General features: G+C 56.2%; 20 protein-coding genes. 11 read left to right on the top strand and 9 right to left on the bottom strand.

The window, feature by feature from the left end:
* Window positions 1-43: 43 nt before the first annotated feature.
* Entirely contained in the window at window positions 44-1,624 is a 1,581-nt protein-coding gene (locus tag AC2FJV_RS10090; protein WP_496713591.1) for an FMN-binding glutamate synthase family protein, read from the bottom strand.
* A gap of 87 nt (window positions 1,625-1,711) precedes the next feature.
* Between AC2FJV_RS10090 and AC2FJV_RS10085 the strand changes: the two genes are divergently transcribed.
* Entirely contained in the window at window positions 1,712-2,209 is a 498-nt protein-coding gene (locus AC2FJV_RS10085; RefSeq protein ID WP_281995129.1) for a fluoride efflux transporter FluC, read from the top strand.
* Window positions 2,206-2,568: a fluoride efflux transporter FluC gene (locus AC2FJV_RS10080; protein ID WP_281972876.1), complete on the top strand. Its 363-nt coding sequence runs from the start codon at window positions 2,206-2,208 to the stop codon at window positions 2,566-2,568. Before AC2FJV_RS10085 ends, AC2FJV_RS10080 begins: the two co-directional genes overlap by 4 nt.
* A 16-nt stretch (window positions 2,569-2,584) precedes the next feature.
* Here the strand turns inward: AC2FJV_RS10080 and AC2FJV_RS10075 are convergent, their stop codons facing one another.
* The 4 genes from AC2FJV_RS10075 to AC2FJV_RS10060 are packed head-to-tail and all read right to left on the bottom strand — an operon-like array spanning window position 2,585 to window position 6,582.
* The gene (locus tag AC2FJV_RS10075) at window positions 2,585-2,911 is read right to left on the bottom strand and encodes a cytochrome o ubiquinol oxidase subunit IV (RefSeq protein ID WP_142639820.1); all 327 of its coding nucleotides are present in this window, start codon (window positions 2,909-2,911) and stop codon (window positions 2,585-2,587) included.
* Entirely contained in the window at window positions 2,904-3,536 is a 633-nt protein-coding gene (locus tag AC2FJV_RS10070) for a cytochrome c oxidase subunit 3 (protein WP_142639822.1), read from the bottom strand. The genes AC2FJV_RS10075 and AC2FJV_RS10070 overlap by 8 nt, the downstream gene beginning before the upstream one ends.
* Window positions 3,533-5,623: a cbb3-type cytochrome c oxidase subunit I gene (locus tag AC2FJV_RS10065; protein ID WP_281995131.1), complete on the bottom strand. Its 2,091-nt coding sequence runs from the start codon at window positions 5,621-5,623 to the stop codon at window positions 3,533-3,535. The genes AC2FJV_RS10070 and AC2FJV_RS10065 overlap by 4 nt, the downstream gene beginning before the upstream one ends.
* A complete protein-coding gene (locus AC2FJV_RS10060) occupies window positions 5,620-6,582 on the bottom strand; it encodes a cytochrome ubiquinol oxidase subunit II family protein (protein WP_496713589.1) in 963 nt (320 codons plus the stop codon). Before AC2FJV_RS10060 ends, AC2FJV_RS10065 begins: the two co-directional genes overlap by 4 nt.
* Before the next feature lie 183 nt (window positions 6,583-6,765).
* On the opposite strand from AC2FJV_RS10060, the gene AC2FJV_RS10055 reads away from it, so the two are divergent.
* From AC2FJV_RS10055 to AC2FJV_RS10020, 8 genes are all read left to right on the top strand, one after another.
* Entirely contained in the window at window positions 6,766-8,001 is a 1,236-nt protein-coding gene (locus AC2FJV_RS10055) for a lytic murein transglycosylase (protein WP_496693782.1), read from the top strand.
* Window positions 8,002-8,402: 401 nt separating this feature from the next.
* Window positions 8,403-10,031 carry a peptide ABC transporter substrate-binding protein gene (locus AC2FJV_RS10050; protein ID WP_142639830.1) on the top strand — a complete coding sequence of 543 codons (1,629 nt, stop codon included), beginning with the start codon at window positions 8,403-8,405 and terminating at the stop codon, window positions 10,029-10,031.
* Between the two features lie 65 nt (window positions 10,032-10,096).
* Window positions 10,097-11,020: an oligopeptide ABC transporter permease OppB gene (gene oppB, locus AC2FJV_RS10045; protein WP_142639832.1), complete on the top strand. Its 924-nt coding sequence runs from the start codon at window positions 10,097-10,099 to the stop codon at window positions 11,018-11,020.
* Window positions 11,021-11,030: 10 nt separating this feature from the next.
* The gene (locus tag AC2FJV_RS10040; protein ID WP_142639834.1) at window positions 11,031-11,960 is read left to right on the top strand and encodes an ABC transporter permease subunit; all 930 of its coding nucleotides are present in this window, start codon (window positions 11,031-11,033) and stop codon (window positions 11,958-11,960) included.
* Window position 11,961: 1 nt separating this feature from the next.
* Window positions 11,962-13,767 carry an ABC transporter ATP-binding protein gene (locus AC2FJV_RS10035; RefSeq protein ID WP_496713587.1) on the top strand — a complete coding sequence of 602 codons (1,806 nt, stop codon included), beginning with the start codon at window positions 11,962-11,964 and terminating at the stop codon, window positions 13,765-13,767.
* A gap of 311 nt (window positions 13,768-14,078) precedes the next feature.
* Window positions 14,079-14,972 (top strand): UTP--glucose-1-phosphate uridylyltransferase GalU, encoded by an 894-nt coding sequence (gene galU / locus AC2FJV_RS10030; RefSeq protein ID WP_496693785.1) that lies wholly within the window; start codon window positions 14,079-14,081, stop codon window positions 14,970-14,972.
* Between the two features lie 66 nt (window positions 14,973-15,038).
* Window positions 15,039-16,475, top strand: coding sequence for a mannose-1-phosphate guanylyltransferase/mannose-6-phosphate isomerase (locus AC2FJV_RS10025; RefSeq protein WP_496693786.1), 1,437 nt, complete (start codon window positions 15,039-15,041; stop codon window positions 16,473-16,475).
* A gap of 207 nt (window positions 16,476-16,682) precedes the next feature.
* Window positions 16,683-17,759 (top strand): DUF2793 domain-containing protein, encoded by a 1,077-nt coding sequence (locus AC2FJV_RS10020; protein ID WP_496713585.1) that lies wholly within the window; start codon window positions 16,683-16,685, stop codon window positions 17,757-17,759.
* A 32-nt stretch (window positions 17,760-17,791) separates the two neighbouring features.
* On the opposite strand, the gene fcl is transcribed toward AC2FJV_RS10020, so the two are convergent.
* Entirely contained in the window at window positions 17,792-18,769 is a 978-nt protein-coding gene (gene fcl / locus AC2FJV_RS10015; RefSeq protein WP_496693788.1) for a GDP-L-fucose synthase, read from the bottom strand.
* 10 nt (window positions 18,770-18,779) lie between these two features.
* A complete protein-coding gene (gene gmd / locus AC2FJV_RS10010) occupies window positions 18,780-19,904 on the bottom strand; it encodes a GDP-mannose 4,6-dehydratase (RefSeq protein ID WP_496693789.1) in 1,125 nt (374 codons plus the stop codon).
* Between the two features lie 160 nt (window positions 19,905-20,064).
* On the opposite strand from gmd, the gene AC2FJV_RS10005 reads away from it, so the two are divergent.
* Window positions 20,065-21,369, top strand: coding sequence for a UDP-glucose dehydrogenase family protein (locus AC2FJV_RS10005; protein ID WP_142639848.1), 1,305 nt, complete (start codon window positions 20,065-20,067; stop codon window positions 21,367-21,369).
* 59 nt (window positions 21,370-21,428) lie between these two features.
* Here the strand turns inward: AC2FJV_RS10005 and AC2FJV_RS10000 are convergent, their stop codons facing one another.
* Both AC2FJV_RS10000 and AC2FJV_RS09995 read right to left on the bottom strand, forming a co-directional pair.
* The gene (locus AC2FJV_RS10000) at window positions 21,429-22,712 is read right to left on the bottom strand and encodes a TRAP transporter large permease (protein WP_496689479.1); all 1,284 of its coding nucleotides are present in this window, start codon (window positions 22,710-22,712) and stop codon (window positions 21,429-21,431) included.
* Between the two features lie 61 nt (window positions 22,713-22,773).
* The gene (locus AC2FJV_RS09995) at window positions 22,774-23,310 is read right to left on the bottom strand and encodes a TRAP transporter small permease (protein WP_496713583.1); all 537 of its coding nucleotides are present in this window, start codon (window positions 23,308-23,310) and stop codon (window positions 22,774-22,776) included.
* Between the last annotated feature and the right edge of the window lie 70 nt (window positions 23,311-23,380).

The raw sequence follows: 23,380 nt of genomic DNA, 5'->3' as shown, positions 1-23,380 counted from the left end.
GACGAACCAAAAACATCAATCCTTGGCAATGCACACAAAAAAATCAGAAATGATGCGCCGATGCGCGATTCCAGTCCTCTGCATATTCATCCGGAAGCGGAGCCTTCAGCAAAGCGCCTTCTTCAAGATGCAAATAGAGTTCAGCATAAGAGCTATCTCTTTCATCTGCAGTACGCCGAAGGATGTCCGAAGGGTGAAGTTCGGAGACCTTTTCCTTGCCCATGGCGCCCAGCAGCTCACGAAAGCTCTCTAAAGTCGCGTCGTGATAGCGATGTACCCGTTGTCTTTTTTGCGGAACATTCACAGCGCGGCCTCGGACCGGATCCTGTGTGGCCACGCCGGACGGGCATCGGTTTGTGTTGCAGTGAAGCGCCTGAATGCATCCCACTGCAAACATCATTGCCCTTGCCGCATTACACATATCGGCCCCAAGCGCGCATTTCTCGATGATGTCATAGCCTGTGGCGACTTTGCCCGAGCAAATAATGCGGATCTTATCGCGCAAACCCACACCGCGTAGACAGTTATTCACGAAAATCAACGCCTCGTTCAAAGGCATGCCCAACCGGTTGGTGAATTCTACAGGGGCCGCGCCCGTGCCGCCTTCGGCACCATCAATGGTGATAAAATCAGGCAGGATGCCTGTTTCCAGCATGGCTTTGCATATCGCTAAGAACTCGGACGGACGACCAATGCACAACTTAAACCCAATAGGTTTGCCACCGGACATCTCGCGCAGATTCTGAACGAAATTCATCAATCCGGTAGGTCCGTCAAATGCGGAATGAATTGGCGGAGAGATCACGTCCTGATGCAGGGGAACTCCGCGTATCTGCGCAATCTCTTCATCCACCTTCGCCGCAGGCAACACCCCCCCGTGCGAGGGCTTGGCCCCTTGCGACAGCTTGATTTCAATCGCCTTGACGACCTCGTTCCTCGCTCTTTCGGTGAATTTGTCTTTGTCGAACCCGCCATCCGGTGCGCGGCATCCGAAATACCCAGTGCCAATCTGCCAGATGATATCGCCACCTTCGGCCAGATGGTGCGGCGACAGACCACCCTCACCCGTATTATGCGCAAAACCTCCATCCTTTGCCCCACCATTCAATGCTCGGATTGCATTGGCGCTGAGGGCACCAAAGCTCATCGCTGAAACGTTCAGGCGCGAGGCACTATAGGGTTGAGAACATTGCGGCCCGCCCAGCATCACCCGTTCTTCGCTTTCGGGCACATGTTTGGGCGCAAGCGAGTGATTGGCCCTGTGGTATCCAACGGTTTGGATGTCGTATTGGGTACCAAATGCCTGGGTATCAACCTGCCCTTTGGCACGGGAATAAACCAGGCTGCGAATGATGCGATTATAGGGACGGCCGTTTTCGTTGGTTTCAACAAAATATTGCCGTATCTCTGGGCTGACAAATTCCAGCATGTACCGGAAATGCCCCAGAACCGGATAGTTGTTCAGCACGTTATGCCTTGTGGTCAGGATATCATATAGCCCGACCACCGCGTATGGGATCAGGAAAAGCAGCAGCCAATGGGCCGGGGGCCAGAAAAACCCGGCCACGATTGTCAGTGGCAGGCACACGAGGCTCAACACGTAATAGAGTCTGCGTATAATCATTCGTGCTCTCCTACTGTGGCTGTTAGCTGAGTCACCGTGGTACAAATTCGCGATTGCACGCAAGCCTTTACGCCCGAAATCACGTAAATGGTGAAACTTGTGATCCGCCATGCGCAGTTGATCCCGGCCGCGCCAATCGGTATCCCGGATGGCAGGGCAACGCGGGCAGGATCATTGGCTGTGAAAAAATCGCAAACAGCATGGGCCACGGCTCTCATGTTCTGTGCCGTTTTCGCGGGTGGCGCGGCTGGGTCACTGGTCAGAGAAGCGTTGTCGCTCGGGATCTCGGGCCTGCCGATCCTGACCGAGACTTTTGGAATCAATATAGCCGCATGCTTTGTGCTTGGCTTGTTATACGCCATCCGACACCGGGTACATGCGCACGTCCTGCATCTGGGCGCGGTTGGGTTTTGTGGCGGTTTATCTACGTTTTCCTCATTTGTTGCGGAATTGGAACGTCTGGCAGAGGTCAGTTTCGGGCTTGCCCTAACCGCAGCGGGTTTGGAAATTGTGGCGGGTCTTTTTGCGGCGATTTTGGGTGAAACCTCCGGGCGTCGCTTTTCCCCGCGGAGGTCGTCAGAGTGAGCGATCTCTACCTGCATGCAATGTTTGGTTTAGGCGGCGGTCTGGGCGCGGTTCTGCGGCACTGGATCGCCATTCGAATTCGCCATGACCTGCCCGTGGCAACGCTGATCGTGAACGTCTTTGGCAGTCTGTTGCTTGGGCTTTGGGTCGGGTATCTGGGTGGACCGACGGGCGTCAGCCAGGAGGAACAGCGCCTGGTGTTCGGCTTTTGTGGCGGCTTCACCACTTTCTCCAGCTTTGCCTACCAGTCCCTGGAACTGCGGCGCGAACGTACAATCGCTACGGCGGCGGGCAATATCGTGCTGAGCCTCTTGCTGTGTTGGGGCGCGCTGTGGCTTGGGCTGATGGCGATGCGCTGATCCGGTGCAGCCGGACCTACATCGGATAGGTATGCATCCGCACCGCCAGATTCCCCATTATCCAGACCGTCCCAACAATGATGATCAATAGAACCATCGTGGAAAACAGGACTAGGTCCAGGTCCTCGCGGCTGCTGCGTCGACGGTCGATATGCAGGAAATACACCAGTTGAACAATCAACTGCGCAAGCCCCAACAAACCGATCGACAAATAAACGCCCTTGGTCTCGATCCCGAACGTATATGCAATGGTAAAGACCGCCAGTGTCAGCAGCAGCGATCCGCCATAGCCAATCACATATCGGCGGCGTTCACGTCGGTGCATTTCGCTGCGCCTATCCATAGGTCAGCCCTCCGAAATAGACGATCGTGATTATGCCGATCCAGATGAGGTCGAGAAAATGCCAGAACAGGGCCAGACGAACCACCCGTGACATCAGAACGTCGGTTAGACCAAACACACGCAGCTGAATACCCAGAACGATCAACCACAGGCACCCCGCAGCAACATGCAGCCCGTGCAGCGGCACTAGCCCGTAAAACGCTGACAGAAACCCGCTGCGCTGTGGAATGCCACCCTTTTCCGCCATAGCCAGAAAGTCACGTATCTCAAGTACCAGAAAGCTGAGGCCCAGAACCAGAGTTACCGCGAACCAAAGCACGATACGGGGCCGTGGCAGGTTGTATTTCAACGCCAGCATCGCAAGGCCCACTGTAAGGCTGCTGGTCAACAGGATCAGGGTTTGGGCAAAAATGCTGGTCAGGTCGAACAGCTCATGCGGACCGGGCCCACCCGCCTGCGCGTCGATCATGGTGATATAGATCGCGAACATCAGGCCGAAATAGACCAGATCGCTCATCAGAAAGACCCAGAACCCAAAGGTGACCACTTCGCTGGCCTTGTCGGCTCCCGGATGCCGTCGGCCCAAGTTTAGGCCCGGATAGCTGTGTGTCGGCGCGCGTTTCATGTAGTGGCCTCCAGATCGGGACGGGCTAGGCCGCGGTTCTCGGGCGCGTATTCATGATCGCGATTGACCGGAACCGATGCGCGCACAAGATCAAGCCAGGCTTCATGCTCTTTGCGGACCTGCTCGGCCGGAATAAACTCTTCGGTGTCGGTTCTGAAAGTCCAGGCGATGAAGGCCGCCAACATCGCGGCTGTCGTCGCAATAGCCAGCCACCAGATCCACCAGACCAGCGCAAACATCCAGATACCGCTGAGCACGCACAGACCGAACCCGATCGCCGTATTGCGTGGCATGAGGATATCTTCATAGGCATCAAGGGACGGATAGGCGTTGCCGCGCTCTTTTGCGGCGGCAAAATCATCCCGGTCGGTCACATGCGGAATGATTGCAAAGTTATACGGAGGCGGCGGTGCCGGAATTGACCATTCCAGCGTGCGCCCATCCCAAGGGTCGCCAACCGGTACGCGGGTTTTTTCCCGGTCTCGAATGCTGACCCACAGCTGGACAATGATCGACAGAAGCGCTGCGAGAATGACCAAAGACCCAAGCACGGCGGCGATCATATAGGGGTGAAAGCTGGGATCTTCCCAACTGTAAGATCGACGTGGCATCCCCATCAGGCCGACAAAATAAAGCGGTAGGAAGGTCAACATAAACCCAACGGTCCACAACGCGACAGATATCCGTCCCCAGCCTTCGCTCAGGCGGAAGCCAAAGGCTTTGGGGAACCAATAGTTGTATCCCGCAAGCAGGCCAAACAGGACGCCAGGCAGCAGCACATTGTGAAAATGCGCGACCAGGAACAGGGTGTTATGCACCTGATAGTCGATGGTCGGATTGGCCAGGATGACGCCCGACAACCCTCCGATCACGAACAGCATCAGGAAAGACAACCCATAGAGCATCGGGACCGAGAACCGGATACGCCCGCGAAACAGCGTGGCCATCCAATCATAGACTTTCACGCCAGTCGGTATGGCGATCAGCATGGTGGCAATCCCAAACACCGCATTGATCAGCGCGCTTTGGCCCATGGTGAAAAAGTGGTGCAGCCAGACCGTGAAGGACAGCACCGCAATCGACATCGTTGCAATCACCAAGGAGTTGTACCCGTACAGGCGCTTGGCCGAGAAGGTCGCAAAAACCTCGGAATAGATACCATAGGCGGGAAGGACCAACAGATAGACCTCGGGATGTCCGAACAGCCAGAACAGGTTGGCATAGTTCATCATGTTGCCGCCAAGGTCATTTGTGAAAAAGTGGAAATCCAAGTACCGGTCTGCGGCCAGCATCAGCGCCGCAACACCCAGCGGCGGCATGGCAAAGACAATCAGGATCGAGCTGCAGATGATCGTCCAGCAATACATCGGCAACCGCATGAACTGCATCCCCGGCGCGCGCATCTTGTAGATCGTAACGGCAAAGTTGATCCCGGTCAGAGTCGTTCCGATCCCCGATACGACGATGGCCCAAATCCAATAATCCGGCCCAACGCCGGGATTGAAGGCCGCACCGGTAAAGGGTGGGTAGGCCGTCCAGCCCCCGGTCGAGAACTCTCCGACCACCAGGGAAACCATCAGCATCATGCCCGAGGACACGGTCAGGCCTAGGCTGATCTGGTTCATCACCGGGAATGCCACGTCGCGGGCGCCGATCATCAGCGGGATCAGGAAATTGGCGGCGCCGAACACAAACGGAACGGCGACGAAGAAGATCATGATCGTGCCATGGGTACTGAAAAGCTCGGCGAAATGCTCGGCTTCCAGAAAGCCTTCGCCCGGCCCTGCGGCTTGTTGGGCGCGCATGACGACACCTTCCAGAACCCCCCGCGCCAACATCACGATGGCAAAGACGATATACATGATGCCGATCTTCTTGTGGTCGGCGCTGGTCAGCCAGTCACGCCACAGCGGCCCCCACAGACGAAACCATGTCAGCAGCCCCACAACGGCAATGGCGCCCACAATCACGATCCCAGCGGCAGCATTTGCCACGATCTCATTTGCGTTGGGCGACTGGATCAACCCGGTGATCGGAAAAGCATCCCAGTTTAGACGGCCGAAAAAACCAGTCTCGACATCGGTCATTGTGTTTTCTCCTGACCATACTCGGCAGTGCCCGGTTGCTGATCGGCAGGCAAGGGTGTGGCCCCGTGATAGCGGTGCAGGATCGACTGAAACAGATCACCATCGGCTAGTGTGAAATACAGCGCATCAGTCGGCATCTGATCATTGCCCAACATGGCCTGCACCTCATCCCGATCGGTTCGCATGGCGAGGGTTCGGTATGTTTCAGCGCTCAACGGAATCCCGTTTGTCCGGACCTTTTCGGCCCAGTCGTTGAAGTCCTGGGGCTCCATGGCAATCGCTTTGAATTTCTGCTTGGTAAAGCCACGCCCGTTATATTGCGTGTTCTCGCCCTGCATCGTTTCGGGCCTATCGGCGACAAGGTGCAGTTTGGTCGTCATCCCCGGCATGGCATAGATCTGTCCGGCCAGCGCCGGGATCATAAAGGACTGCATCACCGTATCCGTTGTCAGTGTGACAGCGACCTGTTGGTTAACGGGGAGGCCCATCTCACCCACGCTGGCGATACCAAGATCGGGGTAGATGAACAGCCATTTCCAGTCGAGACCAACAACCTGCACATTCAGCGCCGGGTCTTCCCCGAACGAAGTCGCGTAGGGGTCCAGCCGATGGGTGGCTTTCCACAGATAAAACGAGAGGATGGCCACGATAACAACCGGGATACCCCACATGAGGAATTCCAACCGGGCAGAAAAATCCCATTCCGGTCGATAATCTGCCTGCCCCTCCTTTCGCCTTCGATACCGTATGGCAATCAAAGGCACCAGGATCAGAACCGGAACAACTGCGACCAATATCAGAACAGTTGCCCGTAAAAGGTGGCTTTTCTGAAGGGCGGCGACGGGTCCCTGAGGGTCCAAGAAATTGTTGCTGGCTTCGGCAACCGGCACAAAGCCAAGACCTGCTATGGCGGCAGACAGGACAACCAAGGATGCAAAAGACGGTCTGGAATATGTCACGCCTGTTCATCCTCATTTCAAAATTGATTGGGACAACTATCGGCAGAGTCCTGAATTTTCACAAGGATTTTTACGCAGCTCTGCCTGTTTCCCGAGATTTGATCTTGCCACCCGGATCACAGCGGCAGAAACGCCGTTCTGGTAGGTTGACTTAAAGCAGATCGCAGGTGAGATCATAGGACAATGCGTTGGTTAATCCTTACTCTTGGACTTTGCTACCTGTCGACAAGTGCGACAGCACAGGATCGTGCGGCGACCGAGGCTCAGTTTCAGTCATGGCTGAAACACACGGTCTGGGCGCGGGCGAAATCCGAGGGTGTTTCAAAACGCACGATGAACAGGGCCTTCAACGGCGTCACGCTGAACTGGAAACTGCCAGACCTGGTTCCTCCGGGTACGGCAACAGCGGTTCCCAAGGAACAAAAGCAGGCCGAGTTCGGATCACCCGGGCGCTATTTCAACGCTGGTTCGGTTCAGGGGGCCACTTCTGTCGGACGCAAGATGGCCCGGCGCTATAACACGACACTGAAACAGGTAGAATCTGATACCGGAGTACCAGCGCGCGTCATTCTGGCGATCTGGGGCCGCGAAAGCGGATATGGGCAGGTGGCTATCCGGCATAATGCGTTTCAGGTTCTGGGCACCAAAGGTTTCATGAGCACCCGCTCAGAATATTTCACGTCAGAGCTTATCGCCGCGCTCAAGATTGCAGAGGCTGGCCACATACCGCCGGATCAAATGAAAAGCAGTTGGGCGGGTGCGCTTGGGCAACCGCAGTTCATGCCATCGAACTACCTGACTTATGCGGCCGATGGAAATGGCGACGGGCGCGCGGATATCTGGACCTCGGCCGAGGACACAATTTCATCGATCGGAAACTACCTCGACCAACATGGCTGGGTCTCGGGTCGTGATTGGGGGTTCGAAGTAACTGTCCCGTCTTCGGTTTCCTGCACCCTTGAAGGGCCGGATCAGGGCCGTCCTATTCGCGACTGGGCCGGGTTGGGGATCACCCGTGTATCTGGCAAGCCGTTTCCAAAACAAGAAATGCAGGGACAAGGGTTTTTGATGATGCCCGCCGGGCGCAATGGCCCGGCCTTCATTGTCACCCCCAATTTTTATGTCCTGAAGGAATACAACAAAAGCGATCTCTACGCCCTGTTCGTCGGCCATGTTGGGGATAGGATAGAATATGGCGTCCAGGATTTCCGCGGCCGGTGGGACAAAGTCGGCGGTCTTTACCGATCGGATATAGCAGCCATGCAGCGCGCATTGGAACAGATGGGCCATGACGTCGGCGGCGCTGACGGCCTGCCGGGCTTTCGAACACGCCGCTCTATCGGGCGCTGGCAAGAGGCCACCAATCAGTCCGCCACATGCTTTCCTCAGACCCATATGGTCCGGGCACTGACCCAATAGCGATTCGCGCCAATTTTTGGAAAGCCGCAAAAGCGGACCTTGCGTCAACGCTCAACCGCTTACTCAAGAGCTTCACAAAAATGTCAAGAAACCATCGCGTATCATTATAATATTTCCATTCTCCCGTGGAATTTTTTAGATTTCGGCCGCACCTGGCCATTTTGCACGCAAAGGCTTTAACCTTTTTTGAAATAGTGCCACGTTCTGCATCAGTGAAAGGCGACTTTCGCAACTACGTTTCCGACAGCAAACCGAAAGACTGCGACGCGGTGTTCATTGCGATCTGAAAAAGCAAAATTCGAACAAGTCCCGGTCTATCTGAGTCGGACAATCATGGTGGTCAGCGACCATCCTGAACGGATGTGCGTACCTTGCCACCACACAAATGGGAGTAGAAAGATATGAACAAATACATTCGGACATCTCTGGCGGGGCTACTGACCTCGACCATGATCACCGGCGCTGCATTTGCCGCCGGCACCCATCCCGAAACCGGCGAGGCGCTGGCGGATGATCAAACCTTCACCTATCGCGTTCTGGATGAGCACAGTTCGGTTGACCCGCAGGTTGTTGAAGACGTTACCGGTGCGGAAATTGTCCGCGACCTGTTCGAAGGCCTGATGAACCAGGACGAAGACGGCAATTTGGTGCCCGGCGTCGCAACCGGCTATACCACAAACGATACCAAGGACGTTTACACATTTACACTGCGTGATAACGCCAAATGGTCCAATGGTGATCCGGTCACGGCAGGCGATTTCGTTTTTGCATGGAAACGTGCCGTCGATCCCGCTCTGTCCTCGCCCTATGCGTGGTTCATGGAGCTGATGTCGATCGAAAATGCGGCCGAAATCATTGCTGGTGAGAAGCCCGTGGACGAACTGGGCGTAACCGCCATCGACGACCACACACTTGAGGTTAAGCTGAGCGCAGCACTGCCTTATTTCGCGCAAATGACCACCCATTCCACCACCTTCCCTGCCCCGCAGAAGGTGATCGAAGAGTTCGGCGACGCCTGGACTAAGCCGGAAAACATCGTCTCGAACGGCGCCTATGTTCTGACCGAACACCTGCCACAGGAACGCTCGGTCCGTGAGCGCAACGAGATGTATTGGGATAACGACAATACGATTGTCGAAAAAGTCGTGGCCCTTGTCATCAACGACGAAAACGTAGCCCTGACCCGTTACCTCGCAGGCGAGCTGGACCGCACTGAAGTACCTGCTGGTCAGTTCCCGCGCCTACAGAAAGAGCACCCCGAAGAGGCCATCAGCTTCCCGCGCCTGTGCAACTATTACTATACATTCAACCTGTCTGACAGCGGACCGGAAGAATTCAAGAACCCAAATGTACGTCAAGCCCTGTCTCTTGCAGTTGACCGCGACATTATCACCAAGAACGTCAAAGCCGGTGGAGAGCCGCCCGCATATACGTTCGCACCCGAAGCAACCGCTGGGTTCACCGTCCCTGAAGTCGAAATGGCTTCGATGACGCAAGCCGAGCGTGACGAGCTGGCCAAGGAGCTGCTGGCCGAGGCCGGATTTGGCCCCGACAACCCGCTGAGCTTTGACATGGTCTACAACACATCAGAGGCCCATAAGAAAGTCGCAGTGGCACTGAGCCAGATGTGGAAACAGAAACTGGGCGTACAGGTCGAGTTGGCCAACATGGAATGGAAAGTGTTCCTGGAAGAGCGCGGCAACCAGAACTTCGATCTGGCCCGTGGCGCCTGGTGTGGCGACTATAACGAAGCCTCGACCTTCCTGGACCTGTTGCAGTCGGATTCCGGCTATAACGACGGCAAGTACAACAACTCCAAGGTTGACGAATTGCTGACCCAGGCCAAGACAGCAGATGACGCAGCACCACTGTATACCGAGGTTGAGCGGATCATTGCACAAGAGACTCCGGTTATCCCGATCTATCACTATGCTGGCGTCTACATGATGGACAGCGATGTCGGCAACTGGCCGGTCAAGAACGTAGAGCAGAACTGGTACTCCAAGAACCTCTACAAGATCGCCGAATAACCTTCCTTAGACCACGCTTTGCCCCGAGGATCACCCCGGGGCAAAGCCAATAATGGGGGCATGAAATGCTTGCCTATATCATCCGGCGATTGCTGATCGCCGTTCCAACGATCCTGTTGCTGATCGTTGCCTGTTTTTTTCTGATGCACTACGCGCCCGGCGGGCCGTTTACCTCGGAACGGCCATTGCCGCCGCAGGTGCTGGCCAATATCGAGGCGCGCTATGGTCTGGACCAGCCGCTGTGGAAACAGCTTTGGGACTATCTGTACAACATTGTCGTGCATTTCGATTTCGGCCCGTCCTTCAAGTTCAAGGACCGGGACGTCAATGATATCATTTCGCAAGGCTTCCCGATCTCGCTCACTTACGGGTCATTGTCATTCCTGCTGGCGAGTGTCGTAGGTATTGGCCTTGGGATCGCCGCGGCCATCCGACACAACAGCTGGATCGACTATTTTGCCGTAGGTCTGGGGATCGCTGCGCAGGCGCTGCCGAACTTCATCATGGGCCCGATCCTGATCCTGACCTTCACTTTGTGGCTGGGATGGTTGCCGGGTGGTGGCTGGAACGGCGGTCAGTGGCAATATCTGATCATGCCGGTCATCGCATTGGCCACGTCCTATATGGGGTCGATCGCGCGGATTACCCGTTCGTCGATGCTGGAAGTTCTGAACTCGAACTTCATCCGCACGGCCCGGGCCAAGGGTTTGCCTACCAGGACCGTAATCTGGCGCCATGCGTTGAAGCCCACGCTGCTGCCGGTGGTGTCCTATCTCGGCCCGGTCTTTGTCTATGTTCTGACCGGATCGGTTTTTGTCGACATCTATTTCTCGACCGGTGGTCTGGGGCAGGCTTATGTCGGCTCGGCCCTGTCGCGTGACTATGCGGTGCTGCTGGGGGTCACGATCTTGTACGGCACGCTTACAGTGATCGTGAACCTGCTGACCGACTTGGCATATGCCTGGTTCGATCCGAAAATCCGGTACTGAGGGGCACAAAATGCTAGGAAAATCACAAAAAGCCGCCCATCTGGCCGAGGACATCACCGATTTCACGGCCGTTCAGGGGCGTTCCCTCTGGCAGGATGCGCGGATGCGGTTTGTCCGCAACAAAGCCGCAATGGCGAGCGTATTCATCTTGCTGATGATCGTTCTGTTCACAATCTTCGGCCCATATTTCGCCGTTTGGAGCAATGAGGAAATCGACTGGAACGTGATGGGTGACATCCGTGGCATGGGAATGCCGTCGATCGAGACCGGGCACTTCTTTGGCGTCGACGATCTGGGGCGCGACCTTTACAGCCGGGTCATTCAGGCCACAACAACATCGTTGTTGGTGGGGCTCGTCGGGGCGGCCACCGCGTTGATTGTTGGCACCTGCTATGGCATCGCCGCCGGGTATATTGGCGGGCGCCTTGACGGCGCGATGATGCGGTTCGTCGATATCCTTCTGGCCATTCCGACAACTCTGATCATCATTCTGTTGCTTGTGGTGGCCGGTCGGTCGTTCTTTACCCTGTTCATCGCGTTGGGCGCGGTTGGTTGGTTGACCATGTCACGGATCGTCAGAGGGCAGACTCTGGCCCTGAAAAACCGCGAATTCATCGAGGCCGCGCGCGCCGCCGGTGTCAGCGAATTCACCATCATGTATCGCCATATCCTGCCCAACCTGCTGGGCGTGGTAATCGTCTATGCATCGCTTCTGGTGCCTGAGATGATCCTGACCGAAAGCTTTATCTCGTTCCTCGGACTTGGCATCTCGGAGCCCTATACCTCGCTAGGCCGTCTGATCGCTGAAGGGGCAGGCACAATGGGGTACGGAACCCTCTGGCAGCTGATGTTCCCTCTGACATTCTATGTCGCCATTATCATCACGATGTTCTTCATCGGCGATGGGCTGCGTGACGCTCTGGACCCAAAGGATCGCTGATATGAGCCTGTTCTCTGTTAAGGACCTAAGCGTCCAGTTCGACACCCCCGATGGTGTGGTCGAGGCCGTCAAAGGCATCAGCTTTGACATTAATCCGGGCGAATGCCTTGGTATTGTGGGCGAAAGCGGGTCCGGTAAAAGCCAGACTTTCATGGCCGCGATGGGGCTGTTGCCTTCAGCGGGTCGTGCAATCGGATCGGCCACGCTGAACGGCAAGGAAATCCTGAATCTGCCGATCAACAAGCTGAACCAGATCCGGGGCGATGACGTCGGCATGATCTTTCAGGATCCGCTGACCGCCCTGACCCCGCATCTGAGGGTCGGGCAGCAAATGCGTGAGGTTCTGCAGGTTCACGAAGGGTTGCAGGGTTCGGCCGCTCGGGCGCGCTGTCTGGAGTGGTTGGACCGGGTCCGCATCCCAGAGGCAAACCGTCGTCTGGATCAATACCCGCACGAATTGTCGGGGGGCATGCGCCAACGTGTCATGATCGCCATGTCGATGTTGTGCAACCCAAAGCTGCTGATCGCCGATGAACCGACCACGGCGCTGGATGTGACGGTCCAGGCCGACATCCTGGACTTGATGGTGCACCTGCAAAAAGACGAAGGCACTGCCATTGCGCTGATCACGCATGACATGGGCGTGGTGGCACGGATGTGTGACCGCATTCAGGTCATGCGTCTGGGTCAGTTTGTTGAGGCCGGGGACACACGCGAGATCTTCCGCGCGCCGCAGCATGAATACACCCGCACCCTGCTTGAAGCGATGCCGCGCATTGATGCCGGTGACGCGCCAAAAGCGCTGGAAGAAACCGACGCACCTTTGCTTAGGGTCGATGACGTGAAAGTGCATTTCCCGATCCACGTGTCGGGCGGGTTGTTCGGGCGCAAGGTACCGCTGAAAGCTGTGGACGGTGTCAGCTTTGACATCCGTAAGGGCGAAACGCTGGGCGTTGTGGGTGAATCCGGCTGTGGCAAATCCACACTGGCGCGGGCGGTTCTGCAGCTGATCGAACCCAGCGGTGGCAATGTCAGCTGGCTGGGCCATCCGATAGTCGGGCTAAAGCGGGCCGAGCTGAACAAGTACCGCAAGGACCTGCAGATTGTGTTCCAGGATCCGCTGGCCAGCCTCGATCCGCGGATGACCATCTCGGCCTCTATCGCCGAACCGCTGAAAACCTATCGCCCGGATCTGACAGAGCGTGAGCGCAAGAAAATGGTCGGCGAAATGATGGAGCGGGTTGGCCTGCAGGCCAACATGATCAACCGCTATCCGCACGAGCTGTCTGGTGGGCAGAACCAGCGGGTCGGGATCGCGCGGGCGATGATCAACAAGCCCAAGCTGATCATTTGTGACGAGGCGGTCTCGGCTCTGGACGTGTCGATCCAGGCCCAGATCGTAGAGCTTTTGAAAGAGCTTCAGCAGGAATTCGGGCTGTCGATGATTTTCATCAGCCACGACCTGTCCGTTGTGCGCGCGGTGTCGAACCGGATCATGGTGCTGTATCTGGGCCGCATCGTTGAACTGGGCGATGGTGAGGTGGTCTGTTCGCAACCGCTCCATCCCTATACCAAATCGCTGATCTCTGCGGTTCCGATCCCCGATCCGGATGTGGAACGGCAGCGTCAACGGCTGAAACTGCCGGGCGAGCTGCCGTCTCCGATGGATCCAAAGGCGGCGCTTAGGTTCCTGCCCAGTCGGTTATCGGCCGGTCAGAACGAATATGTGCCTCAGCTGAACGAGGTCGCCCCGAACCATTTCGTCGCCGAGCATGATCCGCTTGAGACAATCCTGGCGAACACATAAATCCCCTGTCCCCGAGGCCGCATGAACAGCCTCGGGGACAGGTTCGGCTTTGCACGACTTCATGACGATTCTTGGCGTATTCTTGCCAATGAATGGACGAAGGGCCGGATTGTACAACAAAACACCGGTTAATGACGGGTTTCAAAGGCATCAAACGGCGGTTCGTTTTGACTTCCCCTACCCCCGGTGGCACCTTCCTGTCAGATTTTAGACTGCGGCCGCGATGTCATTGATTGTTCTGACTGCGCAGCCTAATAGGAAACCCCGGCCTGCCCTACGCGGTCGGGCAAGAATTGAATTTGAGAGGTAACATGGTACGCAAGGTCACCAAGGCGATTTTCCCCGTTGCGGGATTGGGCACGCGTTTTCTCCCAGCGACAAAATCCGTCCCCAAAGAGATCATGACACTGGTTGACCGTCCTTTGGTTCAATACGCAATCGACGAAGCCCGCGCCGCAGGTATTACCGAATTCATCTTTGTAACTTCGCGTGGCAAATCTGCGCTGGAAGATTACTTTGATCACAACCTCGTTCTGGAACAAGAGCTCAAGGCCAAGGGCAAGGATGACCTGCTTGAAGCGCTGAATGCAACGAATATGGAAAGCGGCGCCATCGCCTATATCCGCCAGCACAAGGCGCTTGGTCTGGGCCATGCGGTCTGGTGCGCCCGCCGGCTGATCGGCGACGAGCCATTTGCCGTAATGTTGCCGGATGACGTCATTGCTGCTGATAAACCCTGTCTGCAGCAGATGGTCGAAGCCTATGAGGAAACCGGCGGCAACATGGTCGCAACGATGGAAGTGCCAAACGAAAAAACCAGTTCCTATGGCGTTCTGGATGTAGGCGAAAACGTCGGCTCCGTGGTACGCGCCAGAGGAATGGTTGAAAAGCCCAAGCCGGAAGAAGCCCCCTCGAACCTGGCCGTTATCGGTCGGTATATTCTGGGGCCGTCAGTGCTGTACAATCTCAACCAAAAGAAAAAGGGCAGTGGCGGTGAAATTCAGCTGACCGATGCTATCGCAGAAGACATCTGTAACGGTGTGCCCGTGTTTGGCTATAAATTCGACGGTCAGCGATTTGATTGCGGCTCGAAAGCCGGGTTCCTTCAGGCAACTGTTGCCTTTGCTCTGGCCCGTAGCGATCTGCGTGATGACCTGAGCCAATATCTGAACGAGATAGTCGCCGCCGGGAAGGCCGCTCAATAGTGCCCGCAACCTTCAGCATGTCGTTTCTAAAGTGACAAAGTCCAAGAACCTTCGAGGCAAGCCGCAATGACCACCATCCATCCCATCATACTCTGCGGAGGGTCCGGCACCCGACTGTGGCCCCTGTCGCGCAAAAGTTACCCCAAGCAGTTCGTCCCTCTGATCGGTGATTCAAGCCTGCTTCAGGATTGTGCTGAACGAATGCAGGGACCCAAGGACGCGCCTTATGCCAAGCCGCTGATCCTTACCAATGATGCATTCCGTTTTGTGGTTCCGGAACAACTGGGCGCGATTGGCATAGATCCGGGCCCCATTCTGATCGAACCCGAAGGGCGCAACACAGCACCAGCGGTTCTGGCCGCCGCGTTGTATCTGGCCGCCAGCAACCCGGATGCGATCATGCTTGTCGCCCCATCGGACCATGTCATCCCGGACAAAGCTGCTTTTCATCAGGCAGTTACCGAAGGCGCGCGCGCGATTTCGGATCGTGGGGATCTCGTCACTTTCGGGATCACTCCGGACCGGCCGGAAACCGGCTATGGATATCTCAAGCTCAGCCATGCCCCAGATACGGGCAACACCGCCATTGCGCTGGACCGTTTTGTCGAAAAGCCTGATCTGCAGAATGCCCAAGCCATGATCGCCGATGGCAGCTATCTTTGGAATTCGGGGATATTTCTGTTCGCGGTCAAAGACATAATAGCTGCATTCAAAGAACATGCGCCCGCACTGCTGGACCCGGTCGGCAAGGCCGTCCGTGAGGCAAAGACCGACCTCGGGTTTCTGCGCCTCGACCCCCAAGCCTGGGGCACGGTCGAGGATATCTCGATCGACTATGCGGTCATGGAGAAAGCCAGCAATCTGAGCGTCGTGCCCTATGCGTCGGGCTGGTCGGATGTCGGCAGCTGGTCGGCAGTTCAAGAGCTGAGCAATCCAGACGCCGATGGCGTTGCCACCACGGGCCAGGTTACCACCATTGACTGCCGGAACGTATTGGTGCGTTCAGAAACCCCCACGCAAGAAGTTGTTGCGATGGGTCTGGAAAACATGATCGCGGTCGCCATGCCCGATGCGGTTTTGGTGGCCAGCATGGACAAGGCTCAGGACGTCAAACAAGCGGTTGCGGCCCTGAAGGCCAAAGGTGCCAAACAAGCGGAGTCGCTGCCGGTCGATCATCGCCCTTGGGGCTGGTTCGAAAGCCTGGTCATCGGGGATCGGTTCCAGGTCAAACGCATTCACGTTCACCCCGGCGCCTCACTAAGCCTGCAATCCCATCACCACCGGTCTGAACACTGGATCGTTGTTCAGGGCACGGCAAAAGTTACGATCGACGAAGATGTGCGCCTGATCTCTGAAAACCAATCTGTCTACATCCCGCTCGGCGCCGTTCATCGGATGGAGAATCCGGGCAAGGTGCCGATGGTTCTGATCGAGGTCCAGACCGGGTCTTATCTGGGTGAGGACGACATCATCCGGTACGAGGATGTGTACGCCCGCAGCTAACCTTTAGCGGCGATTGGTAAACTTAAGGGCAGCTTCGGCTGTCCTTTTTCGTTGAATCCAGACCTTTGGCTACGCCCCATGGAATCCTCCAAACGTTAGCAAATGATTATTCGAACGTTCGGTCAGATCAGACCGGATTCATCCTGGGCACGGCAATGTAGCGCGCAATGCAATAGTCGGACCGACAGCTACAGGAGGACGCCGCCCGTGTCACAGAACTCATCCAGATTGGATTTACCTTTCCTGCAACCTTCGCAGGCTCAGAAACATGTCACCCATAACGAGGCGCTGCGTGCTCTGGACCTGATTGTCCAGCTGAGCGTAGCGTCGACAAACGCCTCGGTGCCGCCTGCGGTGCCGGAACAGGGCGAGATTCACGCGCTCGGTGCCAACCCTACCGGGGATTGGGCCGCGCAGCCGGGCACCCTTGCGGCCTGGTTGGATGACGCCTGGCATTTTGTGACCCCGGGAATCGGCTGGCGGGCCTGGGATGAACAGGCCAACCGGTTGAAGATCTGGGACGGCGCAGACTGGTCCGAACCTCAGGTCGCGACCCAGAACCTGGACGGGTTGGGCATCGCAACCGGGTATGACAGCACCAATCGGCTATCGGTCCGGTCGCCTGCGACGTTGCTCAGCCATGACGGGGCGGGGCACCAGTTGAAGATCAACAAGGCAGCGGCCGGGGATACCGCCTCGCTTTTGTTCCAGTCAAACTGGGTCGGTCATGCGGAGATGGGATTGTCCGGCAACACCGGTTTTTCCATCAAAGTCTCGGCTGATGGCGGATCCTGGACCGAGGCGCTGAGCTTTGACCCAGCCACCGGAACAGCCTCAGGCTCTGCCATTCAAAACGATGCCGAAGACATCACCGCAGGTCGCCTGATGCGGGCCGACTATGGCTACTGCCCCGGAAACCTGCTGGGCTCTGTGTCAGAAACCGCCGGGGTGCCAACCGGCGCGGTCGTCGAACGCGGATCAACCGCCAATGGCGAATACGTCCGGTTTGCGGATGGTACACAAATCTGCACGGGCGTTCTGACGGCCATCGATTGCGTGAACGCCGAAGGATCGCTGTATTCCAGCGCCGAGACCACCTGGAGCTTTCCCGCAGCCTTTGCGTCCGGAACCTCACCCTCGGTCGGTGGCAGTGGCGGCGCGACAAGCCGGTTTATAGGTTTAGGCGCGGCCACTGAAACACAAGTGCCCTTTAAGGTTCTATCGGCATCGTCGGACACAAGCAGCCTGTCCCCAACGGTAATCGCAACCGGTCGCTGGTTCTGAGCTTTAGACCGTCCGGAGCTATGCCCAGGCGGTCATTTGGCGCGCAAATCGGTGTCTGCCTGCTCCAGAAACCACGCATAGGTCTCGCGGATACCATCTTCGAGTCCAACGCGTGCGCGCCACCCCATATCTGCCAGTCGGGACACATCCATCAACTTGCGCAGTGTCCCGTCAGGCTTGCTGACATCCTGAGTGATCTTACCCGTGAATCCGGTTGTTCCGGCCACCAGGGCCGCCAGCTCAGCGATTGAGATATCTTCGCCGCATCCCACATTGATATGGCTCAGCATCGGCTGGGTATTCGCGTCGTAGATATCGCGCGGTAAGTCGAGCACAAACAAGGACGCCTCGGCCATATCATCAACATGCAAAAACTCGCGCCGCGGTTTTCCTGTGCCCCAGATCACCACTTCTTCCAGCCCGTCGCGCTGTGCCTCGTGGAATCTGCGGATCAGGGCCGGCAGGACATGGCTGTTTTCGGGGTGAAAATTGTCTCCGGGTCCGTAAAGATTGGTTGGCATAACCGACCGGTAATCGACACCATGTTGGCGATTATAGCTTTCACACAGCTTGATCCCGGCGATCTTTGCAACGGCATAGGGTTCGTTGGTGGGTTCCAGCACGCCGGTCAGCAAAGCGTCTTCACGCATGGGCTGAGGGACAGCCCGTGGGTAAATGCACGAGCTGCCCAGTTGCAGCAAATGCTTTACCCCCGCTGCAAAAGCCTGATGGATCACGTTGCATTCAATCATCAGGTTTTCGTAAATGAAATCTGCGGGGTAGGTGTTATTTGCGTGAATCCCACCAACCTTGGCCGCGGCTAGGATCACCATATCCGGACGCTCGGTCTGCATAAAATCACGCACGGTGGGTTGGTCGGTCAGATCCAGTTCGGAATGCCTGCGCGTGATCAACTCCAGCGCTTCGCCTTCGTCCTTGCGGTTTTGCAAACGGCGCAGGATTGCGCCGCCAACCATACCACGATGCCCGGCAACATAGATCTTACGCATGAGGGCCTCCTCAGCCGTTTTCCAGGCTCATTGGCAGCTCAAACCCGTGCTCTTTCAAAAGCGCGTGACGTTTGGCCGTCTTCAGGTCTTCGGTCACCATCTCAGCGCACATTTCCTGCACGGTCAGTTCTGGTACCCAACCCAGTTTGTTCTTGGCGTTTGAGGGATCGCCCAGAAGGGTTTCGACCTCGGCCGGGCGAAAATATTGTGGGTCTATCCGCATTACGACGTCACCGGGTTTCAATCCCGGGGCTTTGTCCCCCTCGATCGAAACAACAGTCGCGGTTTCGTCAACGCCTGACCCGGTGAATTCCAGTGAAACGCCAAGCTCGGCTGCCGACCATTCAATGAACTGTCGTACCGAATACTGAACCCCGGTCGCAATCACGAAATCCTCAGGATTGTCCTGCTGCAGCATCAGCCATTGCATCCGCACATAGTCCTTCGCGTGGCCCCAATCCCGCAGACTGTCGATATTGCCCATGTACAGGCAACTTTCCAATCCTTGCGCAATATTTGCCAAACCGCGTGTGATCTTGCGGGTAACAAAAGTTTCGCCCCGGCGCGGGCTTTCGTGGTTAAACAGGATCCCGTTACAGGCATACATGCCATAGGCCTCACGGTAATTGACCGTGATCCAGTAAGAATAAAGTTTGGCAACCGCATAAGGTGACCGTGGGTGGAACGGGGTGGTTTCGCGTTGCGGGGTCTCTTGCACCAGACCGTAGAGTTCCGAGGTCGAGGCCTGATAGAAGCGTGTCTTTTCCTCGAGCCCGAGAAAACGTATCGCTTCCAGCAAACGCAAAGTACCAATGGCATCCACATCCGCAGTGTATTCCGGGGATTCAAAACTGACGGCCACATGGGACTGTGCGCCAAGGTTATAGACCTCGTCCGGCTGCACTTCGCGAATGATTCGCGTCAGGTTAGACGTATCGCTCAGATCACCATAGTGCAGGTGCAGTTTGGGATTGGGAACGTGTGGGTCTTGATAGATGTGGTCGATGCGTTGCGTGTTGAATGAGGACGCGCGGCGCTTAATGCCGTGAACTTCATAACCTTTTTCCAACAAAAACTCGGCCAGATACGATCCGTCTTGTCCGGTAATCCCGGTGATTAATGCCGTTTTTGTCATAGTTCCGCCCTACGAAAACAAATGTGTATGATTGCCGACCCAAAAACAGCAAGAATCCCCGGAATGCAACCCAAGCACGCTGACAGGCATTGAAACCGGCGGAACTTTCTTCGAATGTGTGCGCGCCAAAGGCGGTATTTGTTAAGAAGGGTATTTTAGTATGCGTATTGCGATGATCGGAACCGGCTATGTAGGTTTGGTGTCCGGGGTATGTTTTTCCGATTTCGGCCATGATGTCATTTGCGTCGACAAGGCCGAACAGAAAATTGAGATGCTGCAGGCTGGCGAAGTCCCGATATATGAGCCCGGGCTTGACGTCCTGATGGCCAAAAACGTAGCCGCTGGTCGGCTCAGCTTTTCCACGGACCTGGCCGCAGCAGTGGATGGTGCGGATGCTGTTTTTATTGCCGTGGGCACGCCCACACGTCGCGGGGACGGTCACGCCGATCTGACTTATGTGATGGCCGCCGCAGAAGAAATTGCGCATGCGATTACGGGCTACACTGTGGTGGTAACCAAATCGACCGTTCCAGTTGGCACCAATCGCAAGGTGCATCAGGTCATTTCTGCCGCCAACCCGAAGGCCGAATTCGACGTCGCCTCGAACCCTGAATTCCTGCGCGAAGGGGCCGCCATTGATGATTTCATGCGCCCGGATCGTGTGGTTGTCGGCGTTGAATCAGACCGCGCCGCCGATGTAATGGCGGAAATATACCGCCCGCTTTACCTGCGGGACTTCCCGATCCTGACCACTGATCTGGAAAGCGCAGAGATGATCAAATACGCCGCTAACGCGTTTCTTGCGACCAAGATCACCTTTATAAATGAGATCGCAGGCCTGTGCGAACGTGTTGGCGGCGACGTGAAAGAGGTCGCCCGAGGCATCGGTCTGGATGGGCGCATTGGCAATAAATTCCTACATGCAGGTCCGGGATATGGCGGATCGTGCTTTCCAAAAGACACCGCCGCTCTGGCCCGGATCGGTCAGGAACATGCCCACCCGATGCAGATCACCGAAACCGTCATCCGGGTGAATGACGAGGTCAAGAAACGGATGATCCAGAAAATCCGAGATGTCTGCGACGACAGTTTCAATGGAAAAACGATCGCTGTTCTGGGCGTGACCTTCAAACCCAATACCGACGATATGCGTGATGCGCCCTCGTTAACTATCGTGCCTGCACTGATCGGTGGTGGGGCAACGGTGCGGGTTGTCGACCCTCAGGGGCGTTCCGAAGGTGAGGCCCTGCTGCCCGGCGTCGAATGGTGCGAAGACCCCTATGCTGCTGCTGCTGATGCGGATGTCGTTGTGCTGTTGACCGAATGGAACGAGTTCCGTGCGCTCAATCTGAGCGAACTAGCTGGCACGATGAAATCCCCCCGAATGGTCGATCTGCGCAATATCTATTCCGAACCCGCCGTCAAGAAATCCGGCTTCGATAGTTACGTCGGTATTGGGCGCTGATCTTCGGATCAAGTTTGGATGGCCGATTCAAAACAACCGGCCATCCGTCATTCATTTTGTCAAAACGCCGCCAGATCCCTGAGGAACAGCGCGATACCTGGGAAGTAGATCAGCATAGCCGTCATCAGCGCCAGGATCGCGAAGAACGGCAAAGTGCCCCGGATCACCTCAAGATAAGGTCTGTTGAAAATCGCGATTGCGGTGAAGATATCGCAGCCAAACGGCGGTGTTGCTGATCCGATGGCCATCTGCAGCGTCACCATAACCCCGACAAGAACCGGATCAATCCCCGAGGCATCCACGATCGGAACGAAGATTGGCGTAAGGATGACAAGCACGACCAGCGAGTCGACGAACATACATCCCACGAAGAAGCACAGCGCTATGATGAACAGGATGTATTCCTGCGACGCGCCTTCCAGGTTCAGCGGCTCTAACAGGCCCTGTGGAATCTGTTCGAAGGAAATATACCAGGAAAACGCCTGACCGATCCCGACAAGGATGAACACAACCGCCGTAATCAATCCTGTGCTGAGAGCGGAATCCAAAACGTCGTTGAGTTTCAGTTCCCTATAAATCACGCATTCGACGATCAGCGCATAAAGCACCGAAAACGAGGCTGCTTCGGTCGGGGTCACTGCGCCGGTGTAGATACCGCCGACGATCAGGACCGGGAAACCAAGCGGCAGTATGGCCTTGCGAAACGCTGCGCGCCGCTCGGCACCTGATTTCTTTGGCACCCGCGCGATCAGATCGCCCTGCAGGACGCTGTAGAAATAGCAATAGACCGAAAACATCAGCGCCAGAACAACGCCCGGACCAATTCCTGCAATGAACAGCTCGCCCACGCTGGTATTGGCCAGCGTGCCGTACAGGATCATCCCGATGCTTGGAGGGATGAGGAAGGCGATGTCGCTGGCATTGATGATCAACGCCATGACAAAACTGTCCTTGTAACCGGCCTTCAGCAGCTTTGGCCGCATGATCTGACCAATCGAAACCACGGTCGCCTGAGTCGAACCCGAAACCGAGCCGAACAATGTGCAACTGATGCAGGCCGTGATCGGCAATCCGGCCCGGCGGTGACCGACAAAGGCTTCGATCAGCCCCAGCAGATTATTGGCCGTATGACCTCTCGCCATGATATCGGCGGCGAATATGAACATCGGCACAGCGATCAGCGCGTTTGGCGAAATGCCGGTGACCATCTGCTGGATGATGACGCCAGTATCGCTTTGCGAGAAATGAACAAGGCCAATCAGCGTGGCAACCGCTAGCGGAACAACCATCGGGTAGCTGAGGAACAGCAGAACCACCATCACCATGACCAGAGCAAAGGTGATGACATAGATATCCAGCTCACCAGCTATGACATCGCCAAGGAAATCAAGGAATCCGGGCATCTCAGACTCCTACATCCACTGCGTCATTGTCCTCGACCTCGTACGAGTGCCAGATGCCGACATGAGTGACATTCATGATGAATGCGATCAGATATTGCAGGCTGGCCATAAACAGGCCGACCGGGATCACAGAGTAGATGATATAGACCGGAAACTGCAGCGCCGGGCTCAGACGGTTCAGCTCTTTGATCTCAAGCACGTAGAACACGGACTTGTAGGCCAAAAAGGCCAGCAGCATGCCGGTCGTGATCGAAATCAGCGTCAGGATCACTTTCTTGGACCGACGGGACAGCGTGTCATAAACCGCCGTCATCCGAATGTTCCGACCTTTCCGAACCGCATAGGCAAATCCAAAAAAGGTCACGCTGACAATCAGAAACTGGTTCAGCTCTTCCGAGAAGAACAGGCTTTTGCCAAAGGCGTAGCGGCCAATGGCGTTAGCGGTCGAATTCACCATCATCAACAATATGGCCAGAATGATAACGAATTTCTCGATGAACTCGGTGCCCCTACTCAGGGCGACCAATGCGCTTTTCATGATTTTCCCTCCCTCGGTCCGCCAGTCAGCGTTCCGTAAATGAAAGACGCGACGTCTGAATGAGACGCCG

This window comes from Ruegeria sp. CDSA241 (assembly GCF_059611265.1).
The sequence above is the reverse complement of the archived record's forward strand: the minus strand, read 5'-3'. Positions and strand labels throughout refer to the sequence as shown.

Bases quoted from the DNA above. Each gene is read 5' to 3' on its own strand.
- AC2FJV_RS10070 (WP_142639822.1), bottom strand. From the start codon at position 3,536: ATGAAACGCGCGCCGACACACAGCTATCCGGGCCTAAACTTGGGCCGA.
- AC2FJV_RS09995 (WP_496713583.1), bottom strand. From the start codon at position 23,310: ATGAAAAGCGCATTGGTCGCCCTGAGTAGGGGCACCGAGTTCATCGAG.
- AC2FJV_RS10035 (WP_496713587.1), top strand. From the start codon at position 11,962: ATGAGCCTGTTCTCTGTTAAGGACCTAAGCGTCCAGTTCGACACCCCC.
- gmd (WP_496693789.1), bottom strand. From the start codon at position 19,904: ATGACAAAAACGGCATTAATCACCGGGATTACCGGACAAGACGGATCG.
- AC2FJV_RS10085 (WP_281995129.1), top strand. From the start codon at position 1,712: ATGGTGAAACTTGTGATCCGCCATGCGCAGTTGATCCCGGCCGCGCCA.
- AC2FJV_RS10025 (WP_496693786.1), top strand. From the start codon at position 15,039: ATGACCACCATCCATCCCATCATACTCTGCGGAGGGTCCGGCACCCGA.
- fcl (WP_496693788.1), bottom strand. From the start codon at position 18,769: ATGCGTAAGATCTATGTTGCCGGGCATCGTGGTATGGTTGGCGGCGCA.
- oppB (WP_142639832.1), top strand. From the start codon at position 10,097: ATGCTTGCCTATATCATCCGGCGATTGCTGATCGCCGTTCCAACGATC.
- AC2FJV_RS10090 (WP_496713591.1), bottom strand. From the start codon at position 1,624: ATGATTATACGCAGACTCTATTACGTGTTGAGCCTCGTGTGCCTGCCA.
- AC2FJV_RS10075 (WP_142639820.1), bottom strand. From the start codon at position 2,911: ATGGATAGGCGCAGCGAAATGCACCGACGTGAACGCCGCCGATATGTG.
- galU (WP_496693785.1), top strand. From the start codon at position 14,079: ATGGTACGCAAGGTCACCAAGGCGATTTTCCCCGTTGCGGGATTGGGC.
- AC2FJV_RS10040 (WP_142639834.1), top strand. From the start codon at position 11,031: ATGCTAGGAAAATCACAAAAAGCCGCCCATCTGGCCGAGGACATCACC.
- AC2FJV_RS10065 (WP_281995131.1), bottom strand. From the start codon at position 5,623: ATGACCGATGTCGAGACTGGTTTTTTCGGCCGTCTAAACTGGGATGCT.
- AC2FJV_RS10055 (WP_496693782.1), top strand. From the start codon at position 6,766: ATGCGTTGGTTAATCCTTACTCTTGGACTTTGCTACCTGTCGACAAGT.
- AC2FJV_RS10050 (WP_142639830.1), top strand. From the start codon at position 8,403: ATGAACAAATACATTCGGACATCTCTGGCGGGGCTACTGACCTCGACC.
- AC2FJV_RS10005 (WP_142639848.1), top strand. From the start codon at position 20,065: ATGCGTATTGCGATGATCGGAACCGGCTATGTAGGTTTGGTGTCCGGG.